This is a genomic window from Clostridiales bacterium (assembly GCA_015243575.1).
Classification (GTDB): Bacteria; Bacillota; Clostridia; order Peptostreptococcales; family Anaerovoracaceae; genus Anoxybacterium; species Anoxybacterium hadale.
In genome coordinates, this window is record CP042469.1 from 1,622,919 (window position 1) to 1,642,422 (window position 19,504).

Sequence of the window (19,504 nt, forward strand, 5' to 3'; positions counted from 1 at the left end):
TTCAGACGGTACAGTAAAGAATGCCCGATTGCACCTATTTACCGTATCGTCAATTGAAACCGCTTATAATTTAAGCAAATACTATGCCAACAACTGCATATTTTGCTTCCTTTTCAAAAAGATGCTGCGTTCAATCCCTTTTCAGCAACTTTTTGGCCATATCCAGTAAATCCTGACTGACGGAGGTGTCAAGTACAACATCCGTTACCTCAGGAATCTCATCCATAACAATCCCTTTTACAACATCTTCTATGGTGTATTGAGCCGAAGGACAAGTACTGCATGATCCAGTCAGTCTAACATAGGCGATACCCCCTTCAAATGCTGTCAATATCACACCGCCAAAATGGTTGGCCAGCAGGGGATCCACCTTCTCTTTTAAGACTTCTTTGATTCTATCTTCCATAATGCATCCTTCCATGAATCAGCTCCGGCAAGGCGAAGAATTCAACCCCTCAAAACGGGGCGCCGCCTGCCTCTACGAACAGAGGAAACCTTTTTATTATCTCACTTTCAGTATACTCATTGACATCTTGATTGACAAGTGCAAAATAACCCCAGAACAATACACGGAATTTTTAGAATTTTAGGGTTTTTAACGTTTTTTAACAATCTTTTTATCTAATTTTTCAGTTAATATTCTATTTTCCTATCAGAATGTGTTATAATCATCAATAAAATTCTGAAGCGTTGCAAATTTGCAACTTTTTAAATTCCTGCAATGAGAAATATTAGACATCACTTCCAATTTACCAGCAAAAATGAAAAAAATATATTAAGGAGGGCATAGCCATGACTTGCTATCGCTTCAACACAAATTGCGTTCAGGGAACCTACGACCCAAAATCCGGAGAACCTAGAGTTCTTCCCATCGTTCAAAGCACTACATTTGCCTATGATGATTCCGATTATGTGGCCGATCTATTCGATCTAAAAGCTGCAGGCTCATTTTATACAAGGCTTGGGAATCCTACAACCGACGGGTTTGAGGGAAAAATCAATCTACTGGAAGGCGGCGTCGGTGCCCTCGCTCTTTCTTCCGGACAAAGTGCCAGCATGTTTGCGATTCTCAATATCTGCAAAGCCGGAGACCATGTGATCTCTTCTTCCAGCATCTATGGAGGAACCTACAATTTATTTGACGTCTCTCTTCGCAAACTGGGAATCGATTTTACCTTTGTGGATCCAGACGAAAGTGCGGAGGCACTCTTATCCTGTGCGAAACCGAACACAAAAGCAATTTTCGGAGAAACAATTGCAAACCCGGGAATGAATGTTCTCAACTTTGAGAAATTTTCTTCAGTAGCCAAGGCACTGGACATCCCTTTTATCGTCGACAACACGCTAGCCACTCCCTTTCTCTGCAGACCTTTCGAGCATGGAGCCAACATCATCGTGCATTCCGCTTCAAAGTATACCGACGGTCATGCAACCAGCCTTGGCGGAGTCCTTATCGACGGCGGTAATTACAACTGGGATAATGGAAAGTTTCCCGGTCTTGTAGAACCTGATGAAAGTTATCATGGGCTCAAATACACCGAAACCTTTGGAGCTGCTGCCTATATCGTAAAAGCCCGGGTTCAACTGCAAAGAGATTTCGGATGCACTCCCAGCCCTTTTAACTCTTTTATGTTTCATCTCGGCCTTGAAACCCTTCATCTGAGAATGGAACGGCACAGTGAGAATGCTCTGAAACTTGCAGAATTTCTCTCAGAACACCCTTGCGTGGAATGGGTCAAATATCCGGGCCTGAAAAGCAGCCCTTATCATGAACTGGCACAAAAATATCTTCCCAAGGGCAGCAGCGGAATTCTGAGCTTCGGGATCAAAGGCGGGGCCAAGGCAGGAAAAGAGTTGGTAAAACACCTTGATTTGGTTCGACTAGTCGTTCATCTGGGCGACCTGCGCACAAGCATCCTCCACCCCGCCAGCACAACCCACAGGCAACTGAACGAGCAGCAGCAGATCAACTCCGGAATTTATCCAGAAATGATCCGTGTATCCGTGGGTATTGAAGACATTCATGACCTCATTGAAGATTTTGATCAAGCTCTTCGGGCAGCAGCAGTTTAAAAATTAACAGGAAGTCGTTACAAAAATATGAATTACAACGAGGTGACTGCATGAATCGATGCGTAATCATAACAGCCTTTCAGTCCATAAGCCTACCCCAAGCCTTTGATTTTTGTCAAAGTGATTTTATCATCTGTGCCGACGGTGGTTATGACCATGCCATGCAAGGGGGGATTCATCCCCATGTCCTGATCGGCGATTTTGATTCTCTTGGCAAAGAAGCTTTGGAATTGCAAAAGGATTTTGAGGACAGCGGCGGGCGCGTTCTCCGTCTTCCTGCAGAAAAGGATGACACCGACACGCTTTATTGTTTGAAATATGGCATCAAACTGGGTTTTGAAGATTTTTTTATTCTCGGCGGCCTGGGAGGAAGACTGGATCATACGATAGCAAATCTCCAAACCATGTCCTATGCCATAGACAGGCAAAAGAAAATCTGGTTTCTGGACGGAAAAAACAAAGCGACTCTGCGAAACCCAGGAGAACTCATGATTCCAAAGGAGGATGGAATGAAACTGTCCTTGTTCTCATTCGGGGATTCTTGCCAAGGAGTTTCTATAAAGGGTGTGAAATATCCCTTAGACAGCTGCAGGCTGGAAAACAGCTTCCCTCTTGGGGTAAGTAATGAGTTCGCAGAAGACTCCGCTGCAATATCCCATACCGCCGGAAAGCTTCTGATCGTCCTTTCTCAAGACTGAGGAACGATAAGCCTAAGGAATCGCTGATGTTCGGAAGTGTGCATACGAATTGAATCGGCCTTATCCTTCAATTATATTGTTAAAATATTATTTGACAAAGGCAGCACTGCTTGTATAAAATAAGTAAGATCAATTGAATCATTTTTGCTAGGGGAGCTTTTTGCTGAGAGTTTTTCGACCCTCATTACCTGATCCGGGCAATACCGGCGTAGGGAAGCATATTGATAGATTGTGATGCAGAACTAACGTCTGTATTCTATTCTGTCAACCAATCCCCTCCTGCAAAACGCAACGGATGTGTTAAAAGGAGGTTTTTTTATGTCCGCAGAACAATTACAGGGATTTTTTGAATCCACAGCTGGTCAGATTTCAACGGTAGCCGTTATCCTTCTTCTCTTCTTGGGGATTCTTCTCTCCGGCAGAGAAAAGAAGGCTGATACAAAGGCCATGGTTACTTCCGCAGTGCTGGTGGCACTAGCTATTGCGCTGAATCATATCATTCTGCTCCGTATGCCTCAGGGAGGTTCCATTACTGCCTTCAGTATGCTGCCCATCGTCGTATGTGCCTATTTTTTCGGTGTGAGAAGAGGACTTATGGCAGGAATGTGTGTCGGTCTGATCGATTTAATATTTAATCCGTACGTAATCCACCCCATCCAGATGCTTCTGGATTATCCCTTAGCTTTTGGAGCCCTGGCATTTGCAGGCCTCATGAGAAAACAAAAATTTGGATTAATGTCCGGTTATGTCGTAGGGCTTTTGGGAAGATATCTCTGCGCAGTCCTCTCCGGCATCGTCTTCTTTGGTCAATATGCTCAGGAAGGCTTTAACGCGGTTACCTGGTCGCTCTACTATAATCTTACTTATCTTGGCGTAGAGGGTGTGCTCACTTTGATTGTTCTTAGCATTCCGACAGTACGAAAAGCAATAGAGCAGCTGCACAAACAGATCGCTTAACAAATTTCAAATGAAACCCACGGTAAAATAAAAGAAGAGGCATGCCTCTTCTTTTATTTGTTGGTAGTTGTTATATGAATTTAGACTGGAATTGCGTTGTTTATATACTGTTTTCAAATTGAAAGATTTCGGTGATTTTATTGAAAATAGTATTAGTCCCAAAGCTGCTTGTAAAGAGCCATGATGTCATCTTTGTTCGGGGTACGTCTGGTATTAAGCGGGCTTCCGCTGATTAAAGCATCTTCAGCCATCTTAGGAATCTGCTTGAAGAACTCTTCCTTATCAATACCAAATTCTTCAGGAGTTTTGATACTCAAAGTACGCAGCAGCGCCTTTGTTGCTACTACAAACGCCTGTGCACCTTCGTCAGGAGTCATTCCCGGACGGTATACACCGATGGTCTTTGCAAGCTGATTCAGTCTTGCAACTGCACCAGGCTGGATGTAATCCAGACATACGTTCAGCAGCATCGCATTTGAGAGTCCATGTGGGACGTGGAACAATGCACCAATGGGTCGGCTCATTCCATGAACGATTGTAACGGAAGCGTTACTGAAAGCAATTCCTGCTTCCAATGCAGCAATGGCCATTTCTCTTCTCGCTTCTACGTTGGAACCGTTGGTATATACTTCGTAGATGTTATCAAAGATTCTCTTTACCGCAGACAGAGCATAAATATCACTCATAGAGAATGCTTTCAGTGATGTATATGCTTCGATTGCATGTGTCAGTGCGTCAACACCAGTAGCTGCGGTAACCCCCGGAGGAACAGTTACTGTGAACACAGGGTCAACGACCGCGATATTCGCCATAAGCTTAGGATCATTGAGGAGCATTTTAACGCCTGTATCCGTGTTTGTGATAATGGATACCTTTGTAGCTTCTGATCCAGTTCCTGCAGTTGTTGGAATCGCACAGGTCGGTGGCAGAGAATTCTCAATTTTCTTGCCCATGTACTCGGTGATGCTGCCGCCGTTCTTCGCTACTGCACCGATTGCCTTCATTGCATCGATCGGACTTCCTCCGCCGATACCAATCAGGAAATCGCAGCTTTCTTTTTTGTAGATTTCAACACCATCATCAATCATTGTGTGAGTGGGTTCGCTGTTAATACCGGAGTAAACTATATACGAAACATTAATCTCATCAAGAGCATCTGTCAATTTTTTAACGTTTCCGAGTTTTACCATAATATCGTCTGTGACGATTAACGCTTTCTTTCCAAAGGCTCTGAAGTACTCTGTACTCATTTTCAGAGCGTTCTCACCTGTGATGATGTATTGAGGAATAAAGAATAAATTTGCCATTTTTTTACCTCCAAAATACTGTGGCTTAATGTTGTTTAGCTCATGATAGCATATCAAAAAATATAATACAATATGTTTTTGATAATTATTTAACGTTAATTGTCTGACAATTTTTAAACCCATTGATTATTGCATTTTATAGTGATAATATGGATTTAAATCAAATATTAATAAAGCCTTGACCCCTTATGATCAAGTCTCATGGCCAAGGTTTCGGTATCTGCAGCGCAGGTGCTTCAGCGTACCGGAGACATAATATATCGAAAGCGAAAGGAAGTAATTACAATGTATCAGCACTTACTTTACGAGGTTAAGGATGGGATTGCTTATGTAACAGTCAACAGGCCAAAATCCCTCAACGCCTTAAGCAATGAAGTTTTAGACGAATTATATGCAGCTTTCACTGCTGTAAATGACGATCCGGAAGTTCAGATTGCGATCCTGACCGGCGAAGGAAAAGCCTTTGTTGCAGGCGCGGACATCTCCCAAATGGTCAATCTCTCTACCCTGGAAGGCAGAGCAATGATGATCAAGGGACAGAACGTTATGAATCACATCGAAAATATTGACAAGCCCGTTATCGGTGCTATCAACGGTTTTGCTCTAGGCGGAGGATGTGAGCTTGCTATGGCCTGCGATATCAGAATCGCATCAGAAAAGGCAAAATTCGGACAGCCTGAAGTCAATCTGGGAATTATCCCCGGATTCGGCGGAACTCAGAGACTCCCAAGACTTGTCGGAAAAGGCATGGGAAAATATCTGATCATGACTGCGGAAATGATCGATGCTCAGGAAGCTTACCGTATCGGGCTTGTAGAAAGAGTTGTTCCTGCAGAAGAGCTTATGGGAGCTGCTGAAAAAGTGGCTAAGACCATCATGTCAAAAGCTCCTATCGCGATCAGAGCTGCAAAATTGGCTGTCAACAACGGTATTAGCCTTGATGTCAGAACAGGCGTAGCGTTTGAGGGAGAAGCTCTTGTTGGACCATTCAGCTCCGAAGACAGAAAAGAAGGAATGGGAGCATTCCTTGAAAAGAGACCTGCTGCATTCCAGAATAAATAAAGAATCAGCATACACGGAACGAAGTTCCGATAAAAAAGAGATCCCTATGTTCCTATAAACTAACAAGCAAACGCTCTTCGTTACAATTCAGCTCGGAGAGCGTTTTTTTCTTTGCAAAAAAAGAAAAAAGAGAGTCCCCAGCCTCTCTTTTTTCCTTTTGTTATTTCAACCCCATCGGTTCATCACAGAAGATGCGTTTGTCCATTAATTTAGGTGCTCCATCCATCTTCGGCTTGAAGTCCATCAGATCAAGTACCTGTGTTTGAAGGTCAATTCCAGGAGCAATCTCAGTGAGATAGACTCCGTCTTTTCTTAATTCAAATACTGCCCGCTCCGTAATGTACATAACCGGTTGACCGATTTTGGCAGCATACTCACCACTGAAGGTAATCTGCTCTACCGCATCGATAAACTTTCTTTCTGTGCCTTCCTGGATGATTTTGATTGCTCCGTCTTTAATATCCGTTTTCAGTCCGCTGGCGGTAAAGGTACCGCAGTAGTATACGCGTTTTGCATTCTGCGTGATATTGATAAAACCGCCGCAGCCTGCAATTCTGGGACCGAATTTGCTTACGTTAATATTTCCCTGCTTATCAGCCTGTGCAAGACCGAGGAACGCAAGGTCCACTCCGCCTCCGTCATAAAAGTCAAATTGTTCGTGCTGGTTTAGGATACACTCCGGATTCACGGAAGCGCCAAACTGTGAGGCTCCGCAAGGGACCCCTCCCACCGGACCAGCTTCCACCGTCAGTGTCATATAATCGCCGATGCCTTCTTCGTTTGCAACAGCGGAGATGTATTCGGGAATACCGATTCCCAGATTCACCACGGTGTTTTCTTTCAGTTCCATCGCAGCCCTTCTTCCGATTACTTTCTTTGCAGAAAGCGGCGGAGCTTCCAGACTATTGACAGGAACCTTGATTTCACCTGCAAGTGATGGATCATATTCCTTGTCATAAGACTGCTCATGATCTCCAGGTTCAGCAATGACGAGTCCGTCTACATAGATTCTTGGGATCTTTACGAGCTTCGGATCAAGCGTACCGGCTTTAACGATTTTTTCAACCTGTACAAAGACTTTTCCTCCGCTGTTTTTTGCAGCCTGCGCCAAAGCAGTTACTTCAGAAGTTACTGCTTCTCTTTCCATAGAGACATTCCCCAGTTCATCTGCATATGTGCCTCTGAGAAACGCAATGTGGATCGGAAATGCTTTATATAGGAGCTTTTCCTCTCCCAAGATTTCAACCACCTCAACGAGATCTTCTGTTGTGATTTCATTGAGTTTACCGCCCTCTTTTCTGGGGTCAACGAATGTATTCAATCCCACGTGGGTGATGGTTCCTATTTTATGTGCGGCGATATCTCTGCAAAGCTGGGAAAGGGTTCCCTGGGGCAGATTATATCCTTCGATTTCATTGTTCAGGATGCACTTTCCAAGGGCAGGTGCCAGATTATAATGGCCAGCAATTACTCTTTTCGTCATTCCCTTGTGAGCGACATGGTCTGCTCCTCTGCCGTCTCTGTTTCCCTGTGCTGCTGCGTAAAAATACGTAATGTTCTTTGGAGAGCCTGTCTCTAAAAATCTTTTTTCCATTCCTTTTAACAAGGTTTCTGGAATTGCACTTCCTACAAAACCGCTGGAAGCCACGGTTTGCCCATCCTCGATTAAATTTGCCACCTCTCCGGCGGTCATAACCTTCATAATTCTCATCCTGATTCCTCCGAAATATATTATAATCAAACGATTGCGATTAACTCACGGTTACTATGGTAGCATTTCGTTATATATTTGTCAATATCAGAAACCATGTATACATCTCGAATAGTCTGATAATTCCTGACGGTTCTACATCGTTCGACCCGCATGAACTCGCAAAGATTGATCGGTCCGGAAGCTGGAAGGAGCTGATTGTGGTTCCTATTTTATCTGTCAGGAAACGATATTTCCGACCAGATAAAGTAGGGGCACCATGGCTAGTGTAGTGTCTGGTTGATACTACACTAGCAGTGCCCCTTTCCTATATTGTTTATACTGGTTTTGGCAATCTTTGTGAAATCAAATTCATAAGATGGTCTGTGGAAGCAAGAGGATCTGCAAAGGCGGCGTCTCCGATTACCGCAAGTACCGGTTTTTCTGAAGCAATCACGCCTCCCAAAATTTCTCCAAGCTCCGCATATTTGTATTTGTACAGCTGATCATCCATTTCAACGGAAATATCATATGCATCATCAAAGGACATTTCCACTTCGAAAACATGAGCCAGTTCAGCCGCGATTTCCCAGTTGCTGAATGATACATCCTCGCAGACAGCCTGACGAACAGGCTGCAGTCTTCTCTCGGTGTTGGTGTAGGTTCCGTCGGTTGAAGCATAACCAGTACCCGGAAGAATTACATCCGCCTGTTTTGCTGTTTCGGTCAAATGAGTGTCCGAAACCATGAGGAATTCCAGACCGGAGAGATCCGCATCAGTGTCTTCACCGAAGATCAGCAACGCCTTCACTCCGCTAAGCGCTTCCGCACCTGCTCTGATTCCAAGATCCACAAGTCCCTGGCTGTTGTTCTTAGCCTTTACAAGCAGGATGCCGTCTCTTGGTGATCCAATGTGACCGGAAACCACTGCGATGTTTGCAATCAATGCTGCAGCATCTGTAGTCACAAAGTTCTGCTGGAACACGATCATAGCCTTCTTTGCGTTGCCATAAAGCTCAGCAACCGCCTTGGCATCATCGCTGACCGTCACTTTTCCTAAGCTGGCAGCGAAGTCATCAAAGCCTTCTGCCTTGGAGGATTTGCCCAGATCTATCAGTGCCTTGGCAACTTCCTTCAGGAAGCTTACATCATTCTTGGTATAAATTACCTTTGCAGCAAATTCAAAATGCTGCTCATAGCCTTCCGGATTGATCAGAACAACCTTAGCACCTGCTTCTGCAGCCTGCTTCAGCTTGAGCTGGATCACTGGATTCAGCACGGTATGGAAGCCTGTCACCAATATGACTTCTGTAGCAAGAAGTTCATCAATTGTATTTGGAGAAGCGTCAAAGCCAAGTACTTTAGCAGCTCCATTTGGTCTGTTATTGAGGCAAAGGGTCTTTGCGCCAATGGTATCTGCAAATTTCTTGATGGCATACGCTTCTTCGTTTGTATATCTGTCGGAAATAGCAATTGCAACCGCATCTTTGCCGTATTTCGCTCCAATGGACTGTACCTTCTTAGCGGTCAGTACGAATGCTTCATGGTAGTCAGCTTCTTCCATGCCGTTTGCTCTCTTGATCATCGGATCAAGAAGTTTTCCTTCAGAGGCAACACAATCGAATCCGAATTTGCCCTTTCCGCAGAGAAGCCCCTTATTGACAGCACCTTCCTTATCGGGAACTGCTTTGATCAGCATATTACCGTAAGTTTCAAGATGCAGACTGCAGCCAACAGAACAATAGGAACAGGTTGTATCCGTAGCGTCTGTGGCGAGAGGAACGGATTTTGCGATGGTGAGTCGTTCACCGAGGGCACCCGTTGGGCATACGCTTACGCACTGTCCGCAGGATACACAGCCTGACTCAATCAGCGGTTTTTCCAGTGTGGGCTTAACAACGGTATCAAAACCTCTGTGTACCAGACCGAGTGCTCCGATTCCCATGACCTCATCACAGGCACGTACGCACAGTCCGCAAAGGATACACTTGTTGGGGTCTCTCACGATAAACGGATGGTCATCTTCAAATTCAATCTTGTTGACATCACCGGCAAAACGATCGGGTTTTACACTGTATTCGTTTGCAAAGTCAATCAGCTTGCACTCGAAGTAATCATGGCAGCCGCATTCCAGGCATCGTTTGGCATCAGCAATGGCTTGCTCCTGGTCATAGCCGAACACGACTTCTGTAAAGTTGTCTTTTCTTTCGTCGGCATGGAGATGCTCCATGTTCGGTCTGCACTGCATTTCTCTGTCTTCAAAGGTCTTTTCGGTGATGTCATGTCTTTCAACCGTATAAGGCCTTTCATATTTAACGTTCTCGCCTGCCAGATAAGCATCGATGATATCCGATGCCTTTCGTGCATCTGCGATAGCTTCAATGGCGATGGAAATCTTGTCATTTCCGCAGTCTCCTCCGGCAAATACACCTTCCAGACTCGTCATGAAGGTTTCGGGGTCATAAGCGATCCCCTTCTTTCTGGTAAGATCCAGTCCGTCAAAGCCCTTTGGATCAACCGCCTGGCCGATGGCAAGAATCATGGTGTCAATGTCCAGTGTTTCGGTCTTGCCTTCCACAGCAACGGGAGCTCTTCTTCCGCTTGCATCGGGCTCACCCAGCTCCATCACCTGAAGAACGACCTGTTTCACATGGCCATTTTCATCCTTGATCACTTCGATTGGGTTGGTCAGATTCTTAAAGATGACACCTTCTTCATCTGCTTCCACGATTTCGATCTGATCTGCAGGCATTTCATCCTTTGTACGTCTGTAAATATTATAAACTTTTGATGCACCAAGTCTTACGGCTGTTCTGCAGGCATCCATAGCGGTGTTTCCTCCGCCTACGATGGCCACATTTTCTCCCAGCTTGATTTCTTCGTTTCTTACTACTTTTCTCAGGAAATCGATCCCGCCGATGACGCCGTCAGCATCTTCACCCTTGCAGCCTACGCCGGTGGATACCCACGCGCCGATGCCTACAAGTATCGCATCAAAATCCTTTCGGATGGAATCAAAGGAAAGATCCACGCCAATCTTTGTATTGGGAACCATGGTAACGCCCATCTTTTCGATGAGGTAAATTTCCTCGTCCAGAACTTCCTTTGGAAGTCTATATTCTGGAATACCGTATCTCAGCATACCGCCCAGCTTTGGCATCGCCTCAAAAATGGTTACTTCATGACCCATTCTTCTGAGGAAGTATGCAGCGGATAAGCCCATGGGACCTCCGCCGATCACTGCTACTGATTTTCCGGATGCAGGTGCGATATCCGGCATAAACGGATCGTCACCGGAAAGATCCATATCAGAAGCAAACCGTTTCAGCCAAGCGATGGAAATCGGTTCTTCTATGAGCTTTCTTCTGCAGTTGTCTTCGCAAGGATGAGGACATACTCTTCCGATGGCTCCTGGAAGCGGAATTTTTTCTTTGATCAGTTCGATCGCTTTTTCCATTTCGCCATTGGCGATGAGTCCCACATAACCCTGACAATCAGTCTGAGCAGGACATGCGAGCGCGCAAGGCGGTCTGCAGTCTCCGATATGGTTGGAAAGCAACAGCTCGAGATTCGTTTTTCTCGATTCCTTTACTCTCTCTGTGGTGGTCTTGATGATCATGTTCGGTGCGATTTCTGTAGCACAGGCCTTCACCATCTTAGGGTTGCCTTCCACCTCTACAACGCATATGCCGCAGGAACCGTAGATTTCAGTTCTTTCATCAAAGCAGAGAGTCGGAATATAAATATCATTTTCTTTTGCGATGTCCAGGATTGTCTGACCGGGAAGTCCAAAAACTTCTTTGCCGTCAATATTTAATCTGAATTTTTTCATCTTTCTTCACCTCTCTCCCTTAGTCTCTGATGATTGCGCCGAATTTGCAGGTTTCTTCGCATTTTCCGCACTTAATACAGGTCGCTTGATCGATTTCATGCTTTTTCTTCAGCTCGCCATGGATCGCGGTGACAGGACATTTCTTGGAGCACAGGGTACATCCAATGCATTTGTCGTTGATCGTAAAGGTTAAGAGCTCCTTACATGAGTGAGCGGTACATTTTTTATTGTAAATATGATCTTCATACTCATTTCTGAAATATTTAATAGTGGTAAGAACCGGATTCGGTGCCGTCTGTCCAAGACCGCACATGGAGCCGTCCTTGATCTTAACAGCAAGCTCTTCCAGGAGCTCAATGTCTCCGTCTTTGCCTTCCCCGATGGTGATTCTTTCAAGGATTTCAAGCATTCTCTTCGTTCCAACACGGCAGTAATTGCACTTTCCGCAGGATTCTTTTCTGGTGAAATCCAGGAAGTATCTGGCCATATCCACCATACAGGTGGTTTCGTCCATAACGATCATACCGCCAGAGCCTACGATCGCACCGGTCTTTGTGATGTTCTCGTAATCTACGGGGGTGTCAATCAGAGCAGCGGGAATACAACCGCCGGAGGGTCCGCCCATCTGAACGGCTTTGAATTCCTTGTCATTTTTGATTCCGTCACCGATTCCAAAAATAACATCTTTCAACGGCAAGCCCATGGGAACCTCAACGAGTCCGCCCTTCTTGATCTTTCCTGCAAGAGCAAATACTTTGGTACCCTTGCTCTGAGGAGTTCCATAAGCGGCAAAGGCAGCGCCTCCGTTTACGATGATCCATGGAACATTGGCAAAGGTTTCTACGTTATTAATATTGGTAGGCTTCTGCCAGAATCCCTTTTGAGCCGGGAATGGGGGCTTCAGTCTTGGCATTCCTCTCTCCCCCTCTAAAGAAGCGATGAGTGCGGTTTCTTCTCCGCATACGAATGCACCGGCACCGGCCTTAATTCTAAGATCGAAATTGTAGCCTGTTCCAAAGAGGTTCTTTCCGAGGAAGCCCTTTTCTCTCGCCTGATCCATTGCAATCTCAAGTCTGTGAATTGCCAGCGGATACTCAGCACGGACATAGATTACGCCTTCTGTTGCACCCATAGCAAAGCCGCCGATGATCATTCCTTCGATGAGGGAATGAGGATCACCCTCCAGAACGCTTCTATCCATAAATGCGCCCGGATCTCCTTCGTCAGCATTACATACCATGTACTTTTCTTTTCCGGGAGATGATTTTGCAGCATTCCATTTGAACCAGGTCGGGAAACCTGCACCGCCTCTTCCTCTCAGACCAGAAACCTTTATTTCTTCTATTACTGCCTCGGGAGTCATGGAAGTTACAACTTTTTTTGTCGCTTCATAACCACCGGTGCTGATATATTCTTCTATGTTTTCAGGATTGATGAGACCGCAGTTTCTCAGGACGATTCTCGTCTGCTTATCGATAAAGGTCTTGTCGACATCTGAGATTCCATGGTCAGCAGCGGCTTGCCCGCCGATCAAATGCTTTTCAACAATGTCTGCAACCTTGTCAGGCTGTACCTTGACATATCTGGTAATTTCGCCGTTGTCATCATAGATGTCCACGATAGGTTCCAAATAGCAGGTTCCAATACATCCTGTCTTTTCAACGGAGATGCTCAGGCCTTTTTCCTTGATCTGCTTTTCGAACTCTGCAGCAGTTTTTTTCGCTCCGGTTGCAACACCGCAGCTGCCCTGTCCTACAACAACTTTCATACTGCCTTCACCTCCTGATCTTCTTTCGCTCTGATCTCTTTCAGAACGGCTTTCACGCTGTCCTTCGTAAGATTTCCGTAGGTTTCGTCGCCGTCTGCACTCTTGATCATCATTACAGGTGCAAGACTGCAGCAGCCAAGACATGCAACGTTGTTCAAAGTGAAGATTCCATCCTCTGTCGTTTCACCATCAGCGATATTAAGTTCTTCACAGATCGCTTCTTCTATCATCTCAGAACCGTTGACATGACATGCTGTACCCTGGCAGAGCATGATGAGATACTTGCCGATGGGTTGTAATCTGAATTGAGAGTAGAATGTTGCTACACCGTAAATTTTAGCCGGTTTGATTCCAGTCTGTTCAGAGATATAGTTGATTGCCTCAATGGATAAATAGCCATAGATATCCTGGGCTTTCTGTAAAATTGTGATCAGGCTGCCGGGAGTCTTTGCATACTTCTCCATGACGGGAGCAAGTTCTGTAAAGTCCGGTGAGCTGCACTCACATTGACAGCCACTGTTTTTACAAGTCATAGTCTTACCTCCTGTAATTACGATTTCAATCGAATGCTCAATTTGGTACCATAGCCTCAGCTTACAAGGACATATACGGTTTTCAGGGGCAAATTTGCCCACTGTCTGTGTCAGACGGCCGGCACCATAGGAACCACTATGCCTTGGTCGTCTTCCTTGCCATTGAACAAATTTGCCGCCTGCAAACTCATCAAATCTACACGCAGACCAAAACAGATGAAATTGGGACGCTGGCAAGGCCGCAGGATGATGCGCTACCGGCCGTAACGCGAGGCCGAGAACACAGCCAGCATTCCAATTTCGCTGTTTTGGCGTGTATGCCCTTGTAAACTGAGGCTTTATTCATACAACAACTCAAATATAACAAATAACCTTTAAAAGCACAAGCAATTTCAGGGTCGAAAAAGCCGTTTTTCTGTCGATTTATTAAAGTTGTAATATTCTGTTTTTTATCATATTTGAAATCGAATTTTTCAAACATTTTCATTAGAAAACGCTGATTCATTATGTGCGCAAATCTGATCAGCTAAATTTCAGGCCAACTTCGCACTTTCCATTAAATCAGCGCTTCCTTAAAACTCTTACGAATATAAGGCTGATTTTTATGATCTATTATTACCGTTCTGATTGAATCAGTCGGTTCAATAGCTTTTGTAATAGCTTTGGCAAATCCAGTTCCATGATAAAAAGGCTGGATACCAGAATTGCAGCGCCAATATAAGCCTGAGTCGTCAAGATTTCTCCCGCCAGAAAAAAGGCAACAAACCCTGCAAATACCGGTTCAAGGGAGAAGATTACTCCCACATGGGAGGCGCTGGTATACTGCTGTGCCACCGCCTGGGCGATGAAAGCGGCCCCGGTGCAAAAGATAGACAGGAACAGTACTGCTGACCATACCGATGCGGACTTGGGCAGTGCCGGTGTTTCAATCAGAAAGGCTAAAACCAGGTTGTAAATGCCGGTAAACCCCAGCTGGAATACACCAAGCTGAAAGGCATTCACTTCCTCCTTTTTTACAGCTGTCTCGGTGATCAGCAGATCCACGGCATATGCAAAGGCCGCCATGATGCAGAGCAGATCTCCAAGAGCCAGCTGGATCGCATTTTCTTTCAGCGTTAGCAATGAAATTCCGATCAAGCACATAAGCACGGCAACTGCAAGCTTTTTCTCCGGTTTCTGCTTCAGCAAGGCAAATGCCAGAACCGGAGTAATTACCACCGTCAGTGCGCAGAGAAAACCCGCATTGGATAAAGAGGTATAGCGAACACCGAAGGTTGCTCCAATATAGACAAATAGAAGCGCCACGCCTATGAGGGCACTGTATTTTAGGGTTGCTTTATTTACAGTTTTTAGCTTTGGAAATGCAAGTGCTCCCGCAACAAAAAATGCGATGAGAAACCTGAGCGCATTCAGCATGAATGGTCGAACCTCAGCCAGGCTTAAATCGACAAGCCAGTAGGAAATGCCCCAGAAAAGCGTTACCATAAGCAGCATAATGTCTGCTTTCATTTGTTTCGTCATTTTATATCTCCGCGACGAAGAGTTCCAGTGCCAGTGCCGCTTCCAGCAGCCCGGTCTTGATATTCTTGTCTATTTCATAAGCCTTTTGCAAGATTTTTCTTAAATGCTTCAGGGAATAATGCTCTGCAAAAGCAGACGCCTTTTTAATCCGGAATTCATGAATTCCGAGAAGCTCCTTCATCTGAGGAAGGGAGCGTCCCTCCTCCTTCATTTCCTTAACAGAAAGAATGATCTCAAAATGGGAGCAAAGCAGCGCAAGCAGCTTGTATTCCTTTTCACCGGAAACCAGTAGGTTATGAAGCAGCTGATAGGCTTCATCCTTTCGATCTCTGCTGATGGAATCGATCATATTGAAGACATTGGTATCCATATTGCCGGATACCGTATTGTCAATTGCCTCTGACAGGATCTCGTCTTCCTCACTATAAGCTGCTGCTTTCTTAATATCGTTCTCCAGATTATAAAGGGTGTAATCCGTGTCCTTATCAAAATAGCCGGTCGCCTCAATGAGCCTTGCGGTAACCGCAGGTCTGATCTGTTTTCCTGCTTCTTTGAACCTCTTTTCAACATAGGCTTTCAGGGACTTTTCATCCAATTCGCCAAACTCATAAACACCGCCATGATCCGAGATGGACTTAAAGAGTTTTTTTCTCTTGTCAGCGCTATCCGAAGTAATGATCAGCATACAGTTGTCAGGAATGGACTTAAAGTACTCAGCAAGCTGCTTCTCGTCATCCTCATGGATGTTCTTGGATTTTGATCCTTCAAGGAGCTTGAAATCGCTGATAAACACCACGCGCCGTTCTGACAGGAAGGGCATGGTCTCACAATTGCTTTTGATCTGATCAATGGTTACTGATGTACCGTCTAGTTGAAAATAGTCTAAATCCCGGCATGCCGGATTCACATATTTTTTAATCAGCGTTTCAACAGCCCAGTGAATCAGGAAACCCTCTTTCCCATAAAGAAGCAGCAGATTTTTTACCCCGCCGCTTTTGATATCTCTGTCAATTCTTTTATATGCATGTTCTTCGGTAGCAGAACTTTTATATGCCATGTTTGACCCTCTGTCTCAAAAATGATTGCGCCGTTTTGATCGTTTCTATATATCATTATACCTTTTTTTGAGCATTTTTCAATGACCGCTTCGTGAGGATGTCCGAAATTATTTTTTCCCACCTGAAAAACTGCAATTTCTGGAGCTACCGATTCCAGGAAATGATCACCCGTGGAGTATTTGCTTCCGTGGTGTCCAACCTTTAAGATATCAGCTCTGATCTGCTCCGGATCCGCCTGATATTGCCTCATTAGTTCCGTTTCACCATCAAAACCGATATCTCCAGTCATGAGTACGGATAACCCTCTGTAGGTCACCCGCATCATCAAGCTGCTCTTATTTTCATCCTCTTCCTGAAACAGGATTCTCTGATACTCCTCTGCAGTCCGTTCTTTGGGATAAAGCACATCGATCCAAACATCCTGATCCAGCTGAATTCTATCTCCTGCCTTCAAATAAACCATGTTTTCCCGCTTAAGACCCGTCTCTTCCAGAATCTCCTCCTCTCGGTACCGATTGATTTCATACGTGCCGAATTTCTTAATTTTCATTCCCTTTGCGAGCTGAGTAAGCCCCAGATAATGATCGTCGTGGAGGTGGGTGGCAATGGCCAGATCAATCTCCCGAACTCCGCTTTTCAGAAGGTAAGGCAGCAGAATATTTTTCCCTACATTATAGTTCTGGCTTCCTCCGCCGTCGATAAGGACATTTCTGCCGCCTGGTGTTTTAATGTGAAGACTATCTCCCTGTCCAACATCAAGAAAAATCAAACCCGCATCTGGATTCTCGGAGCCAACGATAGTATGACTCAGCGCAGAAAGCAGGACAATTGCGGCACAAATCAGAGCGATCCCCCTTCTATTCTTTCTCTGAAACAGTACTCTCATCATCTCCGATGTAAGACAGAAGAAAAAGCCATAGTACAATATAAGAAAATAAACCGACGGACTGACCACGGGGTAAAACCCTACCCCCGGAAGATAAAAGCAATCATTCATCCAAATCATCAGTTCTACCAGCAGTTCCATTGCTCTAGCCCCTATACCAAATAGGAGTTCTCCTAAAAACGCCAGAGGAATCAAGCTGATTCCCAAAGGAATCATCACACCGGACAAAGCAATGATTGGAATATTTGCAAAGAAGGACGCCACGGAAAAATAATTGAAAAGATAAGCGGTAAGCGGAGCCATGCCCAATTGAATCACAAACAGGGGTGTCAAAAATCGAAGTAATTTGACGAAATGCTCCGGTTTACCCTCCTGCTGCAAACGGTTAAGCTTTCGTTCTGTCCAAGGAAGTCCGGATGCAAGGCAGAAAACAGCGGCAAAGGATAGTTGAAATCCTGTGTTGAACAGATAGTATGGATTGATGATCAGCATCACAAGACCGCATGCAGCTGTACAAGAAGGAAAATCATAGGGACGCCAAAGAATTTTTGAGAGAATATGAATGAAAATCATTACCGCAGCCCTGACCACTGAGGGAGAAAACTCTGAAAGTGCTGCATAGAAAATAAGAAACCCGCTGGTAAGCATATAAAAGGCTATGGTTTTTCGATTTCCCAATAGCTTGCTGATATAAAGGTATACTATTCCCACATGGATTCCAGAAACACTTAAAATATGTGCGATACCATTCTTCTGAAAGGCATCATAGATGTCTTCACCGATGTAGCTTCTGTCTCCAAACAGCATACCAACCGTGACTCCATAGGTCTCGGGACTCATATGATCCTTTAACCGATCGGTAAAGCCGTATTTCAAACGTGCTACAGCAGACGGAAGCAGCGCTAAGCGGCTTTCATCGAAGGTGATCTGGTTTGAGTTAGCCTGAATAATCACCCTGACATTGCGGGTTTTCAAATAAAGGCGATAATCAAAAAGATTTGGATTTCTCCGCTCTGCCGGGATCGTAATCGTGCCCCTTACCACCATCCATTTGCCAATGAGCTCCACTGGGCTCGCCATACCGCCCCGGATCTGGATCAGCCGCTTCCCGTAAGGTTCAGCGGTAATGAGTACCTGGCAAGAATTTTCATCTTTTACCTGTACTGTAATTACTCTACCCTGAACTTGATATTTTTTCCCTTCCAATGCCTCCAGTGGATCTCTGTCATTCTCCGCAAAATAAAGTATGGTACTGCCAAGAAGAAATACGGCAGACAAAAGACAGGCCAGTCGGATCGGCTGGCAATATACCCTTAAGTTCAAAGGCCCAGTAAAAAAAGGAAATAAAAGTAGTATGATAAGGATCGCAAATGAGCAAACCAGCACTTGCAGATTCATCTCCAAGTGATATTCCAATGCAATCCCCGCTATAAAAAACAAAAAAAGAAAGATGATCGGTCGTCTCACAGTATCCTCCTGTAAAAACCGATTCCCTTTCTCTCAAAATTAGTGTATCTCAAGTTCCATAATTTGTAAATACATTCCGAGTTTTTAGTCCACGCTTTGCTGCTATTTTAGTCTGCAGGCAGTGAACGATGTCCCAGTCCAATCACCACTTCATTGAGATGAAGCAACCCAATACTCATGAAGATGCAAACACTGAGATGTTCTTTATGTCTGCATATTGCCACTTTCCCTCCGCCATTCAGGCCTGTTGCTTTGGATGCAATCTGCATAATGGCTTCTCTGGAAGCACCTGCAATGGCTCCGTCCTGCACATGATTTTCCTTTGTAACACCGCTTTTTCTTGATGCGATGATGGCTCTTTCAATCACCACATGAATGGAATTCACGATATCTCCGCCGATGTCTACTGCAGCCCCATGTATGTCTTTTTCTTTCAATCTGGCAATTAACTGTTCCTCGGAGCTTCTGCTCGATGTGATGGCCAGCTTGATTGCCGCTCTTGCGACATCTATGCTGTCGTACATGTTCTCTCCTCCTGTACCAATATGCAATTCCTATTGGTTCATTATACTTCCTATTCAAACCCAAAGCAACCGTTACTGCCTTATCGTTACCGCTTCTCTCTATACTGCTTGTTAATTTTCCAGGGCTG

At 44.9% G+C, this 19,504-nt stretch carries 14 protein-coding genes and 1 riboswitch; of the genes, 4 read left to right on the forward strand and 10 right to left on the reverse strand.

The window, feature by feature from the left end; translation table 11 throughout:
• Positions 1-130 precede the first annotated feature (130 nt).
• Positions 131-406 carry a NifU family protein gene (locus tag FRZ06_07090; GenBank protein QOX63124.1) on the reverse strand — a complete coding sequence of 92 codons (276 nt, stop codon included), beginning with the start codon at positions 404-406 and terminating at the stop codon, positions 131-133.
• Positions 407-792: 386 nt separating this feature from the next.
• Here FRZ06_07090 and FRZ06_07095 point away from each other — a divergent pair, with 386 nt between their 5' ends.
• From FRZ06_07095 to thiT, 3 genes are all read left to right on the forward strand, one after another.
• Positions 793-2,073, forward strand: coding sequence for an O-acetylhomoserine aminocarboxypropyltransferase/cysteine synthase (locus FRZ06_07095; GenBank protein QOX63125.1), 1,281 nt, complete (start codon positions 793-795; stop codon positions 2,071-2,073).
• A gap of 50 nt (positions 2,074-2,123) precedes the next feature.
• Positions 2,124-2,771: a thiamine diphosphokinase gene (locus FRZ06_07100; protein QOX63126.1), complete on the forward strand. Its 648-nt coding sequence runs from the start codon at positions 2,124-2,126 to the stop codon at positions 2,769-2,771.
• Positions 2,772-2,910: 139 nt separating this feature from the next.
• Positions 2,911-3,003, forward strand: a riboswitch (TPP riboswitch).
• A gap of 86 nt (positions 3,004-3,089) precedes the next feature.
• Positions 3,090-3,728 carry an energy-coupled thiamine transporter ThiT gene (thiT, locus tag FRZ06_07105; GenBank protein ID QOX63127.1) on the forward strand — a complete coding sequence of 213 codons (639 nt, stop codon included), beginning with the start codon at positions 3,090-3,092 and terminating at the stop codon, positions 3,726-3,728.
• 152 nt (positions 3,729-3,880) lie between these two features.
• On the opposite strand, the gene FRZ06_07110 is transcribed toward thiT, so the two are convergent.
• Positions 3,881-5,035 carry an iron-containing alcohol dehydrogenase gene (locus FRZ06_07110; protein QOX63128.1) on the reverse strand — a complete coding sequence of 385 codons (1,155 nt, stop codon included), beginning with the start codon at positions 5,033-5,035 and terminating at the stop codon, positions 3,881-3,883.
• Positions 5,036-5,320: 285 nt separating this feature from the next.
• Here FRZ06_07110 and FRZ06_07115 point away from each other — a divergent pair, with 285 nt between their 5' ends.
• Positions 5,321-6,097, forward strand: coding sequence for a crotonase (locus FRZ06_07115; protein QOX63129.1), 777 nt, complete (start codon positions 5,321-5,323; stop codon positions 6,095-6,097).
• A 160-nt stretch (positions 6,098-6,257) separates the two neighbouring features.
• Here the strand turns inward: FRZ06_07115 and FRZ06_07120 are convergent, their stop codons facing one another.
• The 8 genes from FRZ06_07120 to FRZ06_07155 form a co-directional block, all read right to left on the reverse strand.
• Complete coding sequence (locus FRZ06_07120) at positions 6,258-7,808, reverse strand: acyl CoA:acetate/3-ketoacid CoA transferase (GenBank protein ID QOX63130.1); 1,551 nt, start codon at positions 7,806-7,808, stop codon at positions 6,258-6,260.
• Positions 7,809-8,124: 316 nt separating this feature from the next.
• A complete protein-coding gene (locus FRZ06_07125; GenBank protein QOX63131.1) occupies positions 8,125-11,619 on the reverse strand; it encodes an FAD-dependent oxidoreductase in 3,495 nt (1,164 codons plus the stop codon).
• A 19-nt stretch (positions 11,620-11,638) separates the two neighbouring features.
• Entirely contained in the window at positions 11,639-13,387 is a 1,749-nt protein-coding gene (locus tag FRZ06_07130; GenBank protein ID QOX63132.1) for an NADH-quinone oxidoreductase subunit NuoF, read from the reverse strand.
• A complete protein-coding gene (nuoE, locus tag FRZ06_07135) occupies positions 13,384-13,920 on the reverse strand; it encodes an NADH-quinone oxidoreductase subunit NuoE (protein QOX63133.1) in 537 nt (178 codons plus the stop codon). The genes FRZ06_07130 and nuoE overlap by 4 nt, the downstream gene beginning before the upstream one ends.
• Positions 13,921-14,535: 615 nt before the next feature.
• On the reverse strand, positions 14,536-15,441 hold the full coding sequence (locus tag FRZ06_07140) for a DMT family transporter (GenBank protein ID QOX63134.1): 906 nt from the start codon (positions 15,439-15,441) through the stop codon (positions 14,536-14,538).
• Between the two features lies 1 nt (position 15,442).
• Positions 15,443-16,498: a DNA polymerase III subunit delta gene (gene holA, locus FRZ06_07145; protein ID QOX63135.1), complete on the reverse strand. Its 1,056-nt coding sequence runs from the start codon at positions 16,496-16,498 to the stop codon at positions 15,443-15,445.
• The gene (locus FRZ06_07150; GenBank protein ID QOX63136.1) at positions 16,423-18,852 is read right to left on the reverse strand and encodes a DNA internalization-related competence protein ComEC/Rec2; all 2,430 of its coding nucleotides are present in this window, start codon (positions 18,850-18,852) and stop codon (positions 16,423-16,425) included. Before FRZ06_07150 ends, holA begins: the two co-directional genes overlap by 76 nt.
• Positions 18,853-18,959: 107 nt before the next feature.
• On the reverse strand, positions 18,960-19,376 hold the full coding sequence (locus FRZ06_07155; GenBank protein QOX63137.1) for a hut operon positive regulator HutP: 417 nt from the start codon (positions 19,374-19,376) through the stop codon (positions 18,960-18,962).
• Positions 19,377-19,504 lie beyond the last annotated feature (128 nt).

What these genes read in the sequence shown, in the direction of transcription:
- FRZ06_07140 (QOX63134.1), bottom strand. Translation starts at nt 15,441, where the DNA reads ATGACGAAACAAATGAAAGCAGACATTATGCTGCTTATGGTAACGCTT.
- FRZ06_07130 (QOX63132.1), bottom strand. Translation starts at nt 13,387, where the DNA reads ATGAAAGTTGTTGTAGGACAGGGCAGCTGCGGTGTTGCAACCGGAGCG.
- thiT (QOX63127.1), top strand. Translation starts at nt 3,090, where the DNA reads ATGTCCGCAGAACAATTACAGGGATTTTTTGAATCCACAGCTGGTCAG.
- holA (QOX63135.1), bottom strand. Translation starts at nt 16,498, where the DNA reads ATGGCATATAAAAGTTCTGCTACCGAAGAACATGCATATAAAAGAATT.
- nuoE (QOX63133.1), bottom strand. Translation starts at nt 13,920, where the DNA reads ATGACTTGTAAAAACAGTGGCTGTCAATGTGAGTGCAGCTCACCGGAC.
- FRZ06_07090 (QOX63124.1), bottom strand. Translation starts at nt 406, where the DNA reads ATGGAAGATAGAATCAAAGAAGTCTTAAAAGAGAAGGTGGATCCCCTG.
- FRZ06_07120 (QOX63130.1), bottom strand. Translation starts at nt 7,808, where the DNA reads ATGAGAATTATGAAGGTTATGACCGCCGGAGAGGTGGCAAATTTAATC.
- FRZ06_07100 (QOX63126.1), top strand. Translation starts at nt 2,124, where the DNA reads ATGAATCGATGCGTAATCATAACAGCCTTTCAGTCCATAAGCCTACCC.
- FRZ06_07110 (QOX63128.1), bottom strand. Translation starts at nt 5,035, where the DNA reads ATGGCAAATTTATTCTTTATTCCTCAATACATCATCACAGGTGAGAAC.
- FRZ06_07125 (QOX63131.1), bottom strand. Translation starts at nt 11,619, where the DNA reads ATGAAAAAATTCAGATTAAATATTGACGGCAAAGAAGTTTTTGGACTT.
- FRZ06_07095 (QOX63125.1), top strand. Translation starts at nt 793, where the DNA reads ATGACTTGCTATCGCTTCAACACAAATTGCGTTCAGGGAACCTACGAC.
- FRZ06_07155 (QOX63137.1), bottom strand. Translation starts at nt 19,376, where the DNA reads ATGTACGACAGCATAGATGTCGCAAGAGCGGCAATCAAGCTGGCCATC.
- FRZ06_07115 (QOX63129.1), top strand. Translation starts at nt 5,321, where the DNA reads ATGTATCAGCACTTACTTTACGAGGTTAAGGATGGGATTGCTTATGTA.